A 13,715-nucleotide genomic window follows, 5' to 3' on the forward strand; every position below is an offset into this window, starting at 1 on the left:
TGATTGCAGATCCAGCGCAGAGCCTGCTTGAGCAGATGTGCTTCTGTAATAATTTGCATCAATTGGTTACATTTATAACCTCAGCGAATCAATTCCTCCCGAGTCCTCCATGGCCATCAACTTCGACCTCAACGACCTGCAAGCCTTTCGTGCCGTGGTCGAGCAGGGCAGTTTCCGCAAGGCCGCCGACACCGTGCGTCTGTCGCAACCGGCCCTGAGCCGGCGCATCGAAAAGCTCGAAGACGCCCTCGGCGTGAAGCTGTTCGAACGCACCACGCGCAAGGTCAGCCTGACCCAGGCCGGACGCGGTTTCATGCCCAGCGTCGAACGTTTGCTGGACGATCTGGACGTGGCGTTGCTGGGCATCAGCGAAGTCGCCTCGAACCGGCAGGGACACGTCACGGTCGCTTGCGTGCCGTCGGCGGCGTATTACTTCATGCCGAGCGTGGTCGCCCGCTATCACCGGCAGTTTCCGCGAATCAAAGTCAAAGTCCTCGATTCCAGCGCCCACGACGTGCTGAGCGCGGTGGTCAACGGCGAGGCGGATTTCGGCCTGAGTTTCATGGGCACCCAGGAGGCGGGCGTGGATTTCGAGCCGCTGGTGCAGGAGAGCTATGTAGTCGCTTGCCGTCGCGATCATCCGCTGGCCGGGCGCAGCAGCGTGACCTGGGACGAGTTCTACCGGCAGGATTACATCTCGCTCGACAAGACTTCCGGCAACCGTTTTCTGCTGGATCAGGCGCTGGCCAAAGTGGTGCCGCAGCGCCCGAGCATCTGCGAGACGCGGCATGTGACGACCATGATCGGTCTGGTGGAAGCGGGGTTGGGTGTGGCGGCGGTGCCGTTGATGGCGATGCCGGCGGCGGATCATCCGATCCTGACGCGGGTGCCGCTGACCGAACCGCAAGTGATGCGCAGCGTCGGCATCATTAAACGCCGGGGTCGCACGCTGACCCCGGCGGCACTGGAACTGGAGCGGCTGGTGGTGGAAATGAAAGTCCAGCCGCCGACGGTCAGCGCTTGACCGAATCCAGCCCGGTGGCCTGCACGTCAGGCTGGGCGGCAGGTGCGGCCAGATAAGCGAGCAACGCCTTGGCTTCCTGCGGATGCTGCGCACCCACCGGAATCCCCGCAGCAAACCGCGTCACCGACTGCACCGACTCCGGAATCTTCGCCACAAAACTCACCCCCGGCACTGGCAGCAATTCGCTGACCTGCTGGAAGCCCAGTTGATAGTCGCCAGTGGCGACCACCGAGCCCACCGGGATTTTCGGGATCATCTTCGCCTTGGGTTTCAGCTGATCTTCGATGCCCAGCTTCTTGAACAACTGCTGCTCGATGTACACGCCGCTGGCGCTGTCGGAGTAGGCCACCGACTGGGCGTCGAGCAGGGTTTTCTTCAGGGCGTCGACGTTGCTGATGTCCGGTTTAGGCGCGCCTTCACGCACCACCAGACCGATCCGCGAATCCGCCAGTTCCACCCGCGAAGCCGGGTCGACCTTGCCTTGTTTGATCAGGTCATCGAGGGCGTAGCCGACCATGATCACCACGTCAGCCTGTTCACCACGGGCGAGGCGATTGGGGATCGCTTCCGGGGCCTTGCCCATCGACGGACCGAGGATGGTGTCGAGGGTGTTGCCGCTGTTCGCGGCGAATTTCGGGCCGAGGATTTTGTAGGCGGCAGTGAAGCCACCGGAGGTCATCACCCGCAGTTCTTCGGCCTGGGCCGCAACGTTGAACGCAAGGCCGGCGAGCAGGGCGGTAAGGCTCATCAATTTCTTCATGGTGCTCTCCTCAGGCAGCGACAGGTTGCAGACGACCGCCCGCGCGGCGATACAGATACAGCGTCGCGCACAACGCACACAGCGCGCCGACGCTCATCCAGTAACCCGGCGCAGCCTTGTCGCCGGTGTACTGGATCAGGAAAGTCGACATCGCCGGGGTGAAACCGCCGAACACCGCCGTCGCCAGGCTATAGGCGAGGGAGAAACCGGCCACCCGCACTTCCACCGGCATGATCTCGGTAAGCGCCGGAATCATCGCGCCGTTGTACAAGCCATAGATGAACGACAGCCACAGCAGCGACAGCAACATGTGGCTGAAGCTCGGCGCCTGCACCAGGTACGACAGCGCCGGATACGTGGTGGCCAGGGCCAGCAGCGACATGGCGATCAACACCGGACGCCGGCCGATGCGATCGGACAACGCGCCACCAATCGGCAGCCAGAAAAAGTTGGAAACACCCACCAGCAACGTCACCAGCAACGCATCCGACGTGCTCAGGTGCAGCACGGTTTTGCCGAAGGTTGGCGCGTAAACGGTGATCAAATAGAACGCAGTGGTGGTCAGGGCAACCATCAACATCCCGCCCAGCACCACGACCCAGTTCTGCCCGAGGGTGCGGAACACTTCCTTCATGCTCGGGCGATGTTTGCGGGCGGCGAACTCTTCGGTTTCCGCCAGGTTACGACGCAGGATAAAGATGAACGGCACGATCATGCAGCCGACGAAAAACGGAATCCGCCAGCCCCAATCCGCAACCACGTCCGGCGCCATCCACTGGTTCAACGCATAGCCCAGCGCGGCGGCGACGACGATGGCCACCTGCTGACTGGCCGACTGCCAAGCCGTGAAAAAGCCTTTGCGACCGGGCGTGGCGATCTCCGAGAGATACACCGAAACCCCGCCCAGCTCCGCACCGGCGGAGAAGCCTTGCAGCAACCGCCCGATCAACACCAACGCCGGGGCGAACAGGCCGATGGTTTCGTATCCGGGCACCAGCACAATCAAGATCGTGCCGCTGGCCATGATCGACAGGGTGACGATCAAACCTTTGCGCCGGCCGACGTCATCGATGTACGCGCCGAGCACGATAGCCCCCAGCGGACGCATCAAAAAGCCTGCGCCGAACACCGCAAAAGTCATCATCAGGGACGCGAACTCACTGCTCGCGGGAAAGAACACCGCCGCGATCTGCGTGGCGTAGAAACCGAACAGAAAGAAGTCGAACTGTTCGAGGAAGTTACCCGAGGTCACCCGGAAAATGGCGCCGGCCCGCGAGCCGCCGTGTGGGATTGAGGCTGTCATCGAAAAATACTCCACCGCTTTTATGACGTGCGCGACGGGGAGGCGGCGCACGGTTTTTATTGGGGCGGATAGTGGCGCAGGGGGATCGATCTGTTAATTGCATAGTTGGCATGGATTGATGCGCAAGACGGATCAATGTGTCCGGTGGGCGGCTACACTTTCGGATCCGCCATCATCAAAAAACAAGGAATGATTCCAGAACCCCGCAGTCGGAGTTCAGGTATCACACATTTGAAGGAGGTTCACCGATGAACAACAAGACCCTAATCGCCAGCCTGGCCCTCGTCGCCGGCATCAGCCCTCTCGTTCAAGCGGCGCAAACCTCGACCTCTACCGTCGAACATTCCCCCGTCGACGGCCGCGAACTGCAAATCAACGACCGCGCCCCGGACATTTATCAGCGCAGCGAAAAAGCCCTGACCAACTGGAAACAGAAAGGCCTCAAGCAGCCGGAGCCGCAGGCGCAGTGGGTACAGATCAATGACAAGTACGTGATGGTGATGATTACCAACGGGACGATTGTGGCGATTCAGCCGGTAGAGAAATAGCGTCGGGCTCAATCAGCCCGGCCATGACTGAGCGTCTGCCCGCCACCCAATCGATACTGATTATTCCCGCTGCGTTTGGCCTCATACATCGCCAGATCCGCAATGTGCAGCAAGCGATCCATGGTCGGTGCGTGGTCGGGGAAGACAGCGACGCCGAGGCTGGTGCCGATGTGGCGTTGTTCGTTGCCGATGGGGATCGGCGGGGACAGTTCGATGAAGATTTTCTGGCAGATGCTGCGGGCTTCGTCCTGCAGGTTCAGGCCGGGGGCGAGGCCTTGCAGGATGACCACGAATTCGTCGCCGCCGATCCGCGCGACCGTGTCGCTGACCCGCAGGATGCGTTTCAGGCGCGTAGCGGTGGTGATCAGAACGCGGTCGCCGGCGGCGTGACCGTAGCGGTCGTTGATCGCTTTGAAACCGTTGAGATCGATGAACACCAGTGCCACCCGCGTCTCGGTCACGCGTGCATGTTCCAGTGCTTCCGATAGCCGTTCTTCCAGCACCAGCCGATTGGGCAGGCCGGTCAGCGGGTCGAAGTGAGCGAGGTGCTGGAGGTAGCTGGCAGAGGCCTTTTCTTCGGTGATGTCGCGTACCACGCCCATCATCTTGATCACCGCGTCGTGATCGTTACGCACCACATTACCGGTTTCTCGCAGCCAACGAATCGTGCCATCGGGCCAGACTACGCGGTATTCCTCATCGTGGTTTTCACCGGTCTCAAGACATCGCAATTCCCCGGCGCGCACTCGGGCGCGGTCGTCGGGGTGTACGCACGAGCAGAACAGGGCGTAGGAGGGCGTCACTTCGCCGATCTTGAACCCGAACATGCCGAAGATCGCGTCCGACCAGTAGAGCCGATCAGTGTCGACCTCCCAGTCCCATGTGCCGATCCGGGCGAAATACTGGCTGCGCTTGAAACGGTCGGCGTCACCATCCTGACGGATGTTCTGGCCCTCGGCGGCGCGGGTGAGCAGATCGCGATACTCGGCGAGTTGCTGACGAAGCTCGCGCACTCGGCGGATCAGAACGGCGATCACGACCATCAGCACAACGACAATGGCGAAGCTGATCCAGTGTTGAGTCATTCAAGCGTCGCTGTCATGGCGTATCGATCCGGGAGTGATGGCGTGTCGCTATCTTAATTCACGGCCAACGCCGGAAACAGCGGCAACCTTGGGTCAAACGGTTGCCAATGGCCGGCATTTCTGGGAAAACGGCGGCCAGCGGAACAATAGAGCGAATGTTATGAATGATGAACTGCAGATAATCGATCTTCAGCCCGGTGACGGAAAAGCCGCCGTCAAAGGCGCGTTGATCACCACCCAATACACCGGTTGGCTGGAAGACGGCACCGAATTCGATTCGTCCTGGAGCCGGGGCAAGCCGTTTCAGTGTGTGATCGGCACCGGTCGGGTCATCAAGGGTTGGGATCAAGGGATCATGGGCATGCAGGTGGGCGGCAAGCGCAAGCTGCTGGTGCCGGCGCATCTGGGTTACGGCGAGCGGACGATGGGCAAGATTCCGCCGAATTCGAATCTGGTGTTTGAGATTGAGTTGCTTGAGGTTTTGACGCGGGAGGATTGATTGCCCGTTTCATCGCTGAAGTCATAAAAACCCGCTGCCTCCCTTCACTGAGACAGCGGGTTTTTTCTTGCCTTGTGCGCAGGTTATTACGCAGCCATCGCCATCTCATCCAGCGTCGCGGCAACCGTGCCGGTCAGGCTCGGAAATCGGCGCTTTACGCTGGTGAGTGCCGGCAGCAGGCGATTGCGGTCCAGTTCGCCATGGTCACGGGCGAGTTGGGTGAGGGCGGTGAGTGCGGCGCTGACGATGGATTTCCGTTCGCTCTCGAGCAGTAGCAGACAGGCTTTTTGGGCCCATTGGCTGTCTTTCTCGTTGAGGCCGATGGAGATCAGGGCGGCGACGATGTGTGCATCGGATTTGCTTTCCATGGGTGTTCCTCAGGTCGTGGCATCGAGAGTGTCCAGCGCCCGGTTCACCGCAAGTTCGCCACACATCACCACTTGGGCGATGCCCAGCACGGTACTGCGGTAGGGCGGGTCCAGCAGCGCGGCGAAGTCGCTGAGCATCACGCTGGCCGACGTCATCGATTCGCAGGCGTGGGCCAGCAGGGCATGCTGATCCAGGTCGGGGGCGACGAGAAACATGCGGCCGGGGCAGTGTTGTTTCGGGGCGGTGGGTTTCAGGTAATGGTCGAGGGCGCGCTCGGCGGCTTCGTGGAGTTTTTTTGAGTCGGTTGTGGAGTAGGGAGAGGTTGGGTCGGATTCGGACGGTAAGTCTGTTTCCGGTGGATTAGGCGTTGGCTTGATCATTTGCTCAGAGTCTCCAGTAATGCTGACTCCCATTTCGCGACTAAACGATTGGGTGGCAGCTATGCGCAGGTTAGTCGACCGGGACTCCAAGCTTTACCGGCGCACCCGAAGGCGCCCTGCGCACAGCTACCATTGAGCGCAGGCGTAAAAGCACCTGACTGAATGACTGCATGCGAAGTTGGAGAACACCGAGCGACTAAACCCGTTCACTGACCATTCAGTGATGCGAATCAAGTTACGGGCAGGCTCCAAACTGCACAAGCCGGCGGATTCTGGCGTAGTTGTAGGCAAAGGCGCAAGGCGATGTAGCCTCTCGGATGACGGCAAAATGATGCTTCATTTGTCAGGCTTTATGGCTCACGTAAAAGGTCGCCGTCGGCCTGTGAAGCGTGCTTGCTTGTGAACATCCTCTTTGTGATACCGAATATTTAATAAGCCACTTCGAGCTTGATTTATATCGGTTTCGATATAGCCTGCGTGGCACGTTCAAATGCCAGGAACAGGTGCAACCATGAAGGATCATCAAAACCCACCCCAGCGTTTCTCAAGCATCTGGGATGCGCTGGAAGACACGCCGCAGGAAGCGGCCAACATGCGTCTGCGGGCCAAGCTGATGCGCACGCTTTGCGAAACGATTCGTGCGTGGGAGCTTCCCCAGAAAGACGCGGCCAAGCGTCTTGGCATTACTCAGCCGCGTCTCAACGACGTACTCAACGGCAAAATCGACAAGTTCTCGCTGGATGCGCTGGTCAATCTGTCGGCCGCTGCAAAGCTGGAAGTAGACCTCTGTTTCCAGTTGCCTGGGTCCCTGGAATGGGCCACCTGATCATTGATTGCAGCGGTGCTTAAATCTGCACCTCGCTGAACATCGGAATTCTCCCATTCAGCGAAGGCCGGTAGTGCCACGTGAATCTTCCCGGATCAATGTCGCGGGTGAGAATTTCGGTGAGCGTGGCGCTGGCGATCGTCATTGCCAGCATCTGTCCGGGACATTGATGCCGACCGCTGCCGAACGTGAAACTGCGGCGATTCGGGCGATCCACCATAAAACGATCCGGGTTTTCATTCAGTGCCGTGTCGCGATTGGCCGAGGCCAGCAGCACCAGAATCACGTCGCCGGCTTCCAGCCGCACGCCGTCGATTTCACAGCTGTTCGCCACAAATCGACGGGTGTTCTGTACCGATGGATCGAAGCGTTGGACTTCAGCCAGCAATGAATCCACTGACGCCGCGCGTAATTCAGGCTGACGCTGCAACGCCACCAGCGCATTACCGATAAGCCCGGCGGTGGCCTCGAATGTCTGCGAACAGAGGCCGATCAGGTTGGCGAGCAGCACGTCCTCATCGCCGACAAAACGCTGTTGGATGTCGGCGAGAAACGGATTCGGATCCGCCAGCAATTCAATGAAGTATCCGCGCAATTGCTCCGCCGCCCGATGCGCTGCCGCCAGTTGCAGGTCATTGCTCAGCGGCGACAGGCACGCCGTGAAATCCGCCGTCAGTTCACTGATGACCCGTGCCTGCGCCGGGGTGAAACCGAGGAGCGATGCAACCACGCACACCGGGCCGCGAAACATGGCTTTATAGAGGCCGTCGGCGTCGTTCGTTATCAGCCGCGCGGACACCAGCGCGTTGACTTCTTCCCGATCAATCAACCCCAACGGTGGCTCCATGGCCGAACGCGGGCAGCGCTGAGCTCCGCCGTCATTCATACGCATCAAAAGCCCAAATACCTTGCCCGCCATGCCATCGACGATGGCCTTGGGCACCGGTTCCTGCACCGGGCGCACCCGGCAATCCGGATGCGCCAGCACCGCGCAGACCGCCCGGGCGCTGCTGGCGACCCACAGTTTCAGTCCGTGATGAAAAGTCAGCCCACCTTCCGCGCGCAGTTCGGCGTAGTAGGGGTAGGGATCGGCGTGAGTCGCAGCGATGATCGGGTCCATGGATCGCAACCTTGTCGGTGGGGAAAGTGTTGCTACTATCTCCAGTCCTTGAGGGCGATGATTCGTCCGGGAGCGAAATATGCACGCAGAACATCAAGACATCGGCGTCTCGCAAGTGGCCGCCGCCATCGCGGAACCGGCGCGAACCAAAATGCTGTGCTCGCTGATGGACGGCCACGCCCGCACCGCCACGGAGCTGGCGACCCTCGCCGAGGTCAGCGCCTCGACCGCCAGCGCGCACCTGGCCAAGCTCAAGGACCTGGCGCTGGTGCGCCTGCATGTGCAGGGCCGCCACCGTTATTACAGCCTCGCCGACAAACGCGTGGCCCAGGCGCTCGAAGCGCTGATGGTGATCGGCCAGAGCCCCGCGCCGACCTTCAAGCCGCACACGCCGGATCGCCTGCAATTCGCCCGCACCTGTTATGACCACATGGCCGGGACGCTCGCGGTGTTGTTGCATGACCGCTTGCTGGAGGGCGGTTGGCTGGTGGAAACCGACGAGCAGGTTTATCGCCTCAGTGACAGCGGCGAGGCGTTTTTTGAGGGGCTGGGCATTGAGGTCAAGGATCTGTCGACGATGCGCCGCCGCTTTGCCTGCCCGTGTCTGGACTGGAGCATGCGCCGGCCGCATCTGGGCGGTTCGCTCGGGGCCGCGTTAATGCAGGCTGCGTTGAAGCGCAAATGGGTGACGCAGGATCTGGACAGCCGGGCGCTGACGTTGACGGCGTTGGGGCGCAAGGAAATGGAGGCGCGATTCGGGGTGAAGTGGCCCGAGTCGACGCGACCGGTCCCGGTGCGTAAATCCTCCACCGTGGCGGCTGGCAATCGAGCGCAACAAGCCTGACTGACGAAGGGTCGTTTTACGGCTTGTGGCCCGTGGGCGGACTCGATACTGTATATGCGAACAGTATCGAGTCCGTGCCATGCAAATTATCGACAAGCTCAGCATCCTCGCCGACGCCGCCAAGTACGACGCCTCCTGCGCCAGTAGTGGTGCGCCCAAGCGCAGTTCCGAGGGCAAGAGCGGGCTGGGTTCGACCGATGGCATGGGCATCTGCCACAGCTACACGCCGGACGGGCGCTGTGTGTCGCTGCTCAAGGTTCTGCTGACCAATTTCTGCCTCTACGACTGCCAGTACTGCGTCAACCGCCGCTCCAGCGACGTGCCGCGTGCGCGTTTCACGCCTGAGGAAGTGGTGACGCTGACCCTGGATTTCTACCGACGCAATTGCGTCAGCGGGCTGTTTCTCAGCTCAGGAATCATTCGTTCGGCGGACTACACCATGGAGCAACTGGTGCGCGTCGCGAAGTTGCTGCGCGAAGAGCATGAGTTTCGTGGCTACATTCATCTCAAGACCATTCCCGATGCGGATCCTGCGTTGATCGAAGAGGCCGGGCGTTACGCGGACCGCTTGAGCGTCAACATCGAATTGCCCACCGATGCCAGCCTGCAAACCCTCGCGCCGGAGAAGCACATCGGCTCGATCAAGCAGGCGATGAACACCATCTATACGGGCGTGCAGACCGTGCTCAACGAACCCCGCGCACCAAAGTTCGCCCCTGCCGGGCAGAGCACGCAGATGATTGTGGGTGCTGATGACACCGACGACAGCACCATCCTGCACAGCGCGCAGGCGCTCTACGGCAACTTCCGACTGCGCCGGGTCTATTACTCGGCGTTCAGTCCGATTCCCGACAGTCCTAAAAGTGTGCCACTGGCCGCACCGCCGCTGATGCGCGAACACCGCTTGTATCAGGCGGATTTTCTGTTGCGCGGTTATGGCTATACCGCCGGTGAGTTGCTCACGGGGCCGGGCAACCTGGCGCTGGACATCGACCCGAAACTGGCTTGGGCGCTGCAGAACCGCGAGGTGTTTCCGCTGGACCTCAATCGCGCCGAGCCGGCGCTGATCTCACGTATACCCGGCATCGGCCTGCGCACCACCGAACGTCTGGTGGAGCTGCGCCGGCAGCGGCGCATTCGCTACGAAGACGTGGCGCGCATGCGTTGTGTGCTGGCCAAGGCCAAGCCGTTCATCATCACCAGCGATTACCACCCACAGCAGGCCGAGGTCACCAGCCAGATGCTCTATCAGCAGTTGCGCGACCGGCCGATGCCGCAGCAGATGGGGCTGTGGGGATGATCAATCTCGATTGCGACGATCTGTTCGACATCTGGCGCCAGCAGGCGCGCTGGCTGCTCAGCCATGAAATCGACCCGAGTCTGGTGAGCTGGGCGTCGGAAGGGGTGAGTGATCTGTTTGCCAGTGACGTAGCGGTGCCCGAAGGGCAGGGGCCATTTCAGGCGCGCATCCCGCGTGCGTTGCTCGACACCCTGGAACAAGCATCTCGTTACCGGGGCGATCAACGCTGGAGCCTGCTGTATGAAGTGCTGTGGCGAGTCAGCCATGGCGATCGCACGGCAATGATGGCCGGTGACAAACTGGGCAGCGAGTTGCAGCGGCGGATCAAGCAGGTGCAGCGTGAAGCCCATCATCTGCATGCGTTCGTACGCTTCATCGAGCGCCCGGCGGAGCTGCCGGGTCCGCAATACGTCGCGTGGCACGAACCGGCCCACGACATTCTGCACAGCGCCAGTGAACACTTCATCGGGCGCATGGGCCGGCATCGTTGGCTGATCGCCACACCCCGCGACGGGGTTTATTACGATGGCGAGCAATTGATCCATCAACGCCAGTGCCCGGTGGAATGGCGGCAACTGGCGCAGAACGTCGATGATCCCCACGGTGATTTATGGCTGACGTACTACAGCCACATCTTCAACCCGGCGCGGTTGAACGAGAAAGTCATGCAGGGGCACTTGCCTACGCGGTTCTGGAAGAACCTGCCGGAGGGGGAGTTGATCCCCGGATTGATTACCCAGGCACGCATGGGCAAACAGCAGAACGGACAGGCGAGCGGGATTGCCGGGCGTGGCGGCAAGCGTATTGCGTTGAAACAGGTGGAGCATCCGCCGTCCGTTCAGCGCGTCGCCGAAGCCATCAACAGTCCAAAACCGGCGAAGGTCACGCCCGAGACTTTCGCCGCCAGCCAGGAACCTTTCGGGCTCGACAACCAGCCTTTGGCGGCATTGGCGAGCAGCGCATAACTGCCGTGCAGCAGAATCACCAGCGCTGCATAGGTGGTCACCAGTTTGAAGAACTGCGGATGGAAAGCCTGTGCGGTGTCGATGAACTGCGGGAACACCGCCAGAAAGAAGAAGATGGCTTTGGGATTGAGGAACTGCAGGGACGCGGCTTCCAGAAAGCGGTAGCCCGGGCGAGAAGGGCGGACGTCTTGCAGGGTATGGAAACGATCCGAACGCCAGCTCTTGAAGCCCAGGTACAACAAGTAAGCGGCGCCAGCATATTTCAGCACGGTAAAAGCCGTTGCCGAGGCACTGAGGATCAGACCGACACTGGTGGCACTCAGCGCAGCAACTACGAAGGCCCCCGAGGCAATTCCCAAAATCCCCGGCACTGCGCCCGCCCAGCCCAGGCGCACGGCGTTGGACAGGGTCAGCACCACACCCGGGCCGGGGCTCAAAATGGTCAGGGTGGCGAAGAGTACAAATAGTCCGTAGCTGTGCATGTCTTTCTCCGTCGGGGCGCGGGATAGGCGTGCGGGCAGATTGGCGTGGCGACGAACGTGTGACAAACGCTTTAAATGCAGCGCATACGTGACTAAATTAGACCCATGAACAAATCACTTCCGCCGCTCAATGCGGTTCGTGCCTTTGCGGTCGCTGCCCGTCATCAGAGCTTCACGCTGGCGGCTGAAGAGCTGCATGTAAGCCACAGCGCCGTCAGCCGGCACATCAAATTGCTGGAAGAACACTTGGGTGTGTTGCTGTTCGAACGGCGCATCCGGCAATCGTTGCTGACGCCTGCCGGCCAGCGTTTTTATCAGCAGGTCAGCGCCGGTCTGGCGCAGATCGCCGACGCGGCTGCCGAGTTGCGACAGCAGGCGGCACGGCCGACAGTGAATATCAACACCCGCCCGTCTTTTGCCCAATTGTGGCTGACGCCCCGGCTGGATGCCTTCATGGCAGAGCATCCGGACATCGAACCGCAGGTGATCACCCAGACCCGATCCCCGGATCCTGCGCAGGACAGCTTCGACATCGTCATCCGCCGTGGACGTGACGACTGGGCGCCGACTATCGAGTCGCACCCGTTGTTTGAGGATGAATTGCTGATGGTGGCGGCGCCCGAGCTGATCGAGCGAATCCCGTTGGCGGATCTTGCCGATCTGGGGCAGCACACGTTGCTGACTGTCAGGGCCCGGCGTGAGGACTGGCACCACTGGGCGCTGCGTTTTGGCCAGCAGCAGAGCGCGAGTCAGGAGATTCGCCAGTTCGACTACATGCATCGAGTGCTGGAGGCCGCCGTGGCGGGTGAGGGCATTGCGCTGTGCCCGACGACTTTACTAGGCACGCATCTGTCGAGCGGTCGGCTGGTCTGCCCGTTGCCCGACCTGCGGATGCCGTTGCCACGTTATTACTACGGCGTTGCACCGCAGGCCTCTGCAGCGGCTCAGGTGTTTGTGGCGTGGCTGCAAAAACAGATCCCATGAAAAAGCCCCCATCGATCACTCGATGGGGGCTTTTGTGCATCTGGCCGTCAGATCAAACCTTGACGATCCAGCCTGCTGGCGCTTCGACGTCGCCGGTCTGCACACCGGTCAGCTCTTTGTAGAGCTTCTGGGTCACAGGGCCGACTTCGGTTTCGCTATGGAACACGTGCAGGTGATCGTTGTAGCTGATGCCGCCGATCGGGGTGATCACCGCCGCAGTACCGCAAGCACCGGCCTCTTTGAAGTCCGACAGCTTGTCGATGAATACGTCGCCTTCAACCACTTCCAGGCCCAGACGGGACTTGGCCAGTTCGATCAGGGACAGACGGGTGATGCCCGGCAGTACCGACGGCGAGTTCGGGGTCACGAATTTGTTGTCGTGGGTGATCCCGAAGAAGTTGGCCGAGCCGACTTCCTCGATCTTCTTGTGGGTCAGCGGATCCAGGTAGATGGCGTCAGCGAAATGCGCTTTCTTGGCCTGGGAGCCCGGCATCAGGCTGGCGGCGTAGTTGCCACCGACCTTGGCGGCACCGGTGCCTTGTGGCGCGGCGCGGTCGAAGGTGGAGATCTGGAAATTGTGCGGGGTCAGGCCGCCCTTGAAGTAGGCGCCGACCGGGATCGCGAACACCGAGAAGATGAACTCCGGTGCGGTACGCACGCCGATGTTGTCACCCACGCCGATCACAAACGGACGCAGGTACAGCGCGCCGCCGGTGCCGTAAGGCGGGATGAAGCGCTCGTTGGCGCGAACCACTTCCTTGCACGCTTCGATGAACTGCTCGGTGGACACATGCGGCATCAGCAGGCGGGCGCAGCTGCGCTGCATGCGCGCGGCGTTCTGGTCCGGACGGAACAGGTTGATCGAGCCGTCCTTGCAACGATAGGCCTTCAGGCCTTCGAAGCATTGCTGGCCATAGTGAAGGGCAGTGGAGCCTTCGCTGATGTGCAGCACGTTGTCTTCGGTCAGGGTGCCTTTGTCCCACTCGCCATTGCGAAAGTACGACAGATAGCGTTTGTCGGTCTTGATGTAGTCAAAACCCAGCTTGTCCCAGTTGATGCTTTCGTTACCCATGACACCCTCTATCACTGAACAACCGCCGAAGCGGTTCAAGGCTTCTGACGTTTTTTTGGATGGGCACAACAATACTTCATTCTTGAGCGGTTTCGCAGCCCGGGCGATGGGGGGAGCAGCAGATTTATTAGCCTGCTTATGAAAAAACTCCCCC

Annotated in this window: 15 protein-coding genes and 1 pseudogene; 8 read left to right on the forward strand and 8 right to left on the reverse strand. The window is 60.8% G+C overall.

What is annotated here, in order from left to right:
• Positions 1 to 109 precede the first annotated feature (109 nt).
• Positions 110 to 1,024, forward strand: a complete 915-nt coding sequence (locus tag AC1RT4_RS02000) for a LysR family transcriptional regulator (protein ID WP_064597602.1) — start codon at positions 110 to 112, stop codon at positions 1,022 to 1,024.
• On the opposite strand, the gene AC1RT4_RS02005 is transcribed toward AC1RT4_RS02000, so the two are convergent.
• Together AC1RT4_RS02005 and AC1RT4_RS02010 are read right to left on the reverse strand one after the other, a co-directional pair.
• The gene (locus AC1RT4_RS02005) at positions 1,014 to 1,784 is read right to left on the reverse strand and encodes a substrate-binding domain-containing protein (protein ID WP_493083189.1); all 771 of its coding nucleotides are present in this window, start codon (positions 1,782 to 1,784) and stop codon (positions 1,014 to 1,016) included. The two genes, AC1RT4_RS02000 and AC1RT4_RS02005, sit on opposite strands and share 11 nt — an antisense overlap.
• Positions 1,785 to 1,794: 10 nt before the next feature.
• Positions 1,795 to 3,087, reverse strand: a complete 1,293-nt coding sequence (locus tag AC1RT4_RS02010; RefSeq protein WP_262161183.1) for an MFS transporter — start codon at positions 3,085 to 3,087, stop codon at positions 1,795 to 1,797.
• Between the two features lie 248 nt (positions 3,088 to 3,335).
• Here AC1RT4_RS02010 and AC1RT4_RS02015 point away from each other — a divergent pair, with 248 nt between their 5' ends.
• Positions 3,336 to 3,635, forward strand: coding sequence for an RcnB family protein (locus AC1RT4_RS02015; protein WP_493083193.1), 300 nt, complete (start codon positions 3,336 to 3,338; stop codon positions 3,633 to 3,635).
• A gap of 8 nt (positions 3,636 to 3,643) precedes the next feature.
• Here AC1RT4_RS02015 and AC1RT4_RS02020 read toward each other — a convergent pair whose 3' ends face one another.
• A complete protein-coding gene (locus AC1RT4_RS02020) occupies positions 3,644 to 4,720 on the reverse strand; it encodes a diguanylate cyclase domain-containing protein (RefSeq protein WP_493083195.1) in 1,077 nt (358 codons plus the stop codon).
• Positions 4,721 to 4,880: 160 nt separating this feature from the next.
• On the opposite strand from AC1RT4_RS02020, the gene AC1RT4_RS02025 reads away from it, so the two are divergent.
• A complete protein-coding gene (locus tag AC1RT4_RS02025) occupies positions 4,881 to 5,219 on the forward strand; it encodes an FKBP-type peptidyl-prolyl cis-trans isomerase (protein ID WP_007952931.1) in 339 nt (112 codons plus the stop codon).
• 86 nt (positions 5,220 to 5,305) lie between these two features.
• On the opposite strand, the gene AC1RT4_RS02030 is transcribed toward AC1RT4_RS02025, so the two are convergent.
• Positions 5,306 to 5,587: a hypothetical protein gene (locus AC1RT4_RS02030; protein WP_007952929.1), complete on the reverse strand. Its 282-nt coding sequence runs from the start codon at positions 5,585 to 5,587 to the stop codon at positions 5,306 to 5,308.
• Positions 5,588 to 5,596: 9 nt separating this feature from the next.
• Complete coding sequence (locus AC1RT4_RS02035) at positions 5,597 to 5,968, reverse strand: DUF6124 family protein (RefSeq protein WP_230731574.1); 372 nt, start codon at positions 5,966 to 5,968, stop codon at positions 5,597 to 5,599.
• Between the two features lie 511 nt (positions 5,969 to 6,479).
• Here AC1RT4_RS02035 and AC1RT4_RS02040 point away from each other — a divergent pair.
• A complete protein-coding gene (locus AC1RT4_RS02040; RefSeq protein WP_493083198.1) occupies positions 6,480 to 6,794 on the forward strand; it encodes a helix-turn-helix domain-containing protein in 315 nt (104 codons plus the stop codon).
• 19 nt (positions 6,795 to 6,813) lie between these two features.
• Here the strand turns inward: AC1RT4_RS02040 and AC1RT4_RS02045 are convergent, their stop codons facing one another.
• The gene (locus AC1RT4_RS02045; protein WP_493083200.1) at positions 6,814 to 7,914 is read right to left on the reverse strand and encodes a cytochrome P450; all 1,101 of its coding nucleotides are present in this window, start codon (positions 7,912 to 7,914) and stop codon (positions 6,814 to 6,816) included.
• A 79-nt stretch (positions 7,915 to 7,993) separates the two neighbouring features.
• On the opposite strand from AC1RT4_RS02045, the gene AC1RT4_RS02050 reads away from it, so the two are divergent.
• The 3 genes and pseudogenes from AC1RT4_RS02050 to AC1RT4_RS02060 form a co-directional block, all read left to right on the forward strand.
• Positions 7,994 to 8,758, forward strand: a complete 765-nt coding sequence (locus AC1RT4_RS02050) for an ArsR/SmtB family transcription factor (protein WP_493083202.1) — start codon at positions 7,994 to 7,996, stop codon at positions 8,756 to 8,758.
• A 79-nt stretch (positions 8,759 to 8,837) separates the two neighbouring features.
• Positions 8,838 to 10,058, forward strand: a complete 1,221-nt coding sequence (locus AC1RT4_RS02055) for a putative DNA modification/repair radical SAM protein (protein WP_085602681.1) — start codon at positions 8,838 to 8,840, stop codon at positions 10,056 to 10,058.
• Positions 10,055 to 10,873: pseudogene (locus tag AC1RT4_RS02060) on the forward strand (TIGR03915 family putative DNA repair protein); the annotation flags it as partial. The gene AC1RT4_RS02055 and the pseudogene AC1RT4_RS02060, both read left to right, overlap by 4 nt.
• Before the next feature lie 23 nt (positions 10,874 to 10,896).
• Here the strand turns inward: AC1RT4_RS02060 and AC1RT4_RS02065 are convergent.
• A complete protein-coding gene (locus AC1RT4_RS02065) occupies positions 10,897 to 11,505 on the reverse strand; it encodes a LysE family translocator (RefSeq protein ID WP_493083205.1) in 609 nt (202 codons plus the stop codon).
• Between the two features lie 105 nt (positions 11,506 to 11,610).
• Here AC1RT4_RS02065 and AC1RT4_RS02070 point away from each other — a divergent pair, with 105 nt between their 5' ends.
• Positions 11,611 to 12,489: a LysR substrate-binding domain-containing protein gene (locus AC1RT4_RS02070; RefSeq protein ID WP_493083207.1), complete on the forward strand. Its 879-nt coding sequence runs from the start codon at positions 11,611 to 11,613 to the stop codon at positions 12,487 to 12,489.
• A 52-nt stretch (positions 12,490 to 12,541) separates the two neighbouring features.
• Here the strand turns inward: AC1RT4_RS02070 and AC1RT4_RS02075 are convergent, their stop codons facing one another.
• Positions 12,542 to 13,561 carry a branched-chain amino acid aminotransferase gene (locus AC1RT4_RS02075; protein ID WP_011334831.1) on the reverse strand — a complete coding sequence of 340 codons (1,020 nt, stop codon included), beginning with the start codon at positions 13,559 to 13,561 and terminating at the stop codon, positions 12,542 to 12,544.
• Between the last annotated feature and the right edge of the window lie 154 nt (positions 13,562 to 13,715).

The organism is Pseudomonas sp. GW821-FHT11D10 (assembly GCF_058808435.1).

Excerpts from the sequence above, each read along its gene's own strand:
- AC1RT4_RS02000 (WP_064597602.1), top strand. The coding sequence starts at position 110 with ATGGCCATCAACTTCGACCTCAACGACCTGCAAGCCTTTCGTGCCGTG.
- AC1RT4_RS02020 (WP_493083195.1), bottom strand. The coding sequence starts at position 4,720 with ATGACTCAACACTGGATCAGCTTCGCCATTGTCGTTGTGCTGATGGTC.
- AC1RT4_RS02070 (WP_493083207.1), top strand. The coding sequence starts at position 11,611 with ATGAACAAATCACTTCCGCCGCTCAATGCGGTTCGTGCCTTTGCGGTC.
- AC1RT4_RS02015 (WP_493083193.1), top strand. The coding sequence starts at position 3,336 with ATGAACAACAAGACCCTAATCGCCAGCCTGGCCCTCGTCGCCGGCATC.
- AC1RT4_RS02065 (WP_493083205.1), bottom strand. The coding sequence starts at position 11,505 with ATGCACAGCTACGGACTATTTGTACTCTTCGCCACCCTGACCATTTTG.
- AC1RT4_RS02035 (WP_230731574.1), bottom strand. The coding sequence starts at position 5,968 with ATGATCAAGCCAACGCCTAATCCACCGGAAACAGACTTACCGTCCGAA.
- AC1RT4_RS02030 (WP_007952929.1), bottom strand. The coding sequence starts at position 5,587 with ATGGAAAGCAAATCCGATGCACACATCGTCGCCGCCCTGATCTCCATC.
- AC1RT4_RS02040 (WP_493083198.1), top strand. The coding sequence starts at position 6,480 with ATGAAGGATCATCAAAACCCACCCCAGCGTTTCTCAAGCATCTGGGAT.
- AC1RT4_RS02025 (WP_007952931.1), top strand. The coding sequence starts at position 4,881 with ATGAATGATGAACTGCAGATAATCGATCTTCAGCCCGGTGACGGAAAA.
- AC1RT4_RS02045 (WP_493083200.1), bottom strand. The coding sequence starts at position 7,914 with ATGGACCCGATCATCGCTGCGACTCACGCCGATCCCTACCCCTACTAC.
- AC1RT4_RS02075 (WP_011334831.1), bottom strand. The coding sequence starts at position 13,561 with ATGGGTAACGAAAGCATCAACTGGGACAAGCTGGGTTTTGACTACATC.
- AC1RT4_RS02005 (WP_493083189.1), bottom strand. The coding sequence starts at position 1,784 with ATGAAGAAATTGATGAGCCTTACCGCCCTGCTCGCCGGCCTTGCGTTC.
- AC1RT4_RS02010 (WP_262161183.1), bottom strand. The coding sequence starts at position 3,087 with ATGACAGCCTCAATCCCACACGGCGGCTCGCGGGCCGGCGCCATTTTC.
- AC1RT4_RS02050 (WP_493083202.1), top strand. The coding sequence starts at position 7,994 with ATGCACGCAGAACATCAAGACATCGGCGTCTCGCAAGTGGCCGCCGCC.
- AC1RT4_RS02055 (WP_085602681.1), top strand. The coding sequence starts at position 8,838 with ATGCAAATTATCGACAAGCTCAGCATCCTCGCCGACGCCGCCAAGTAC.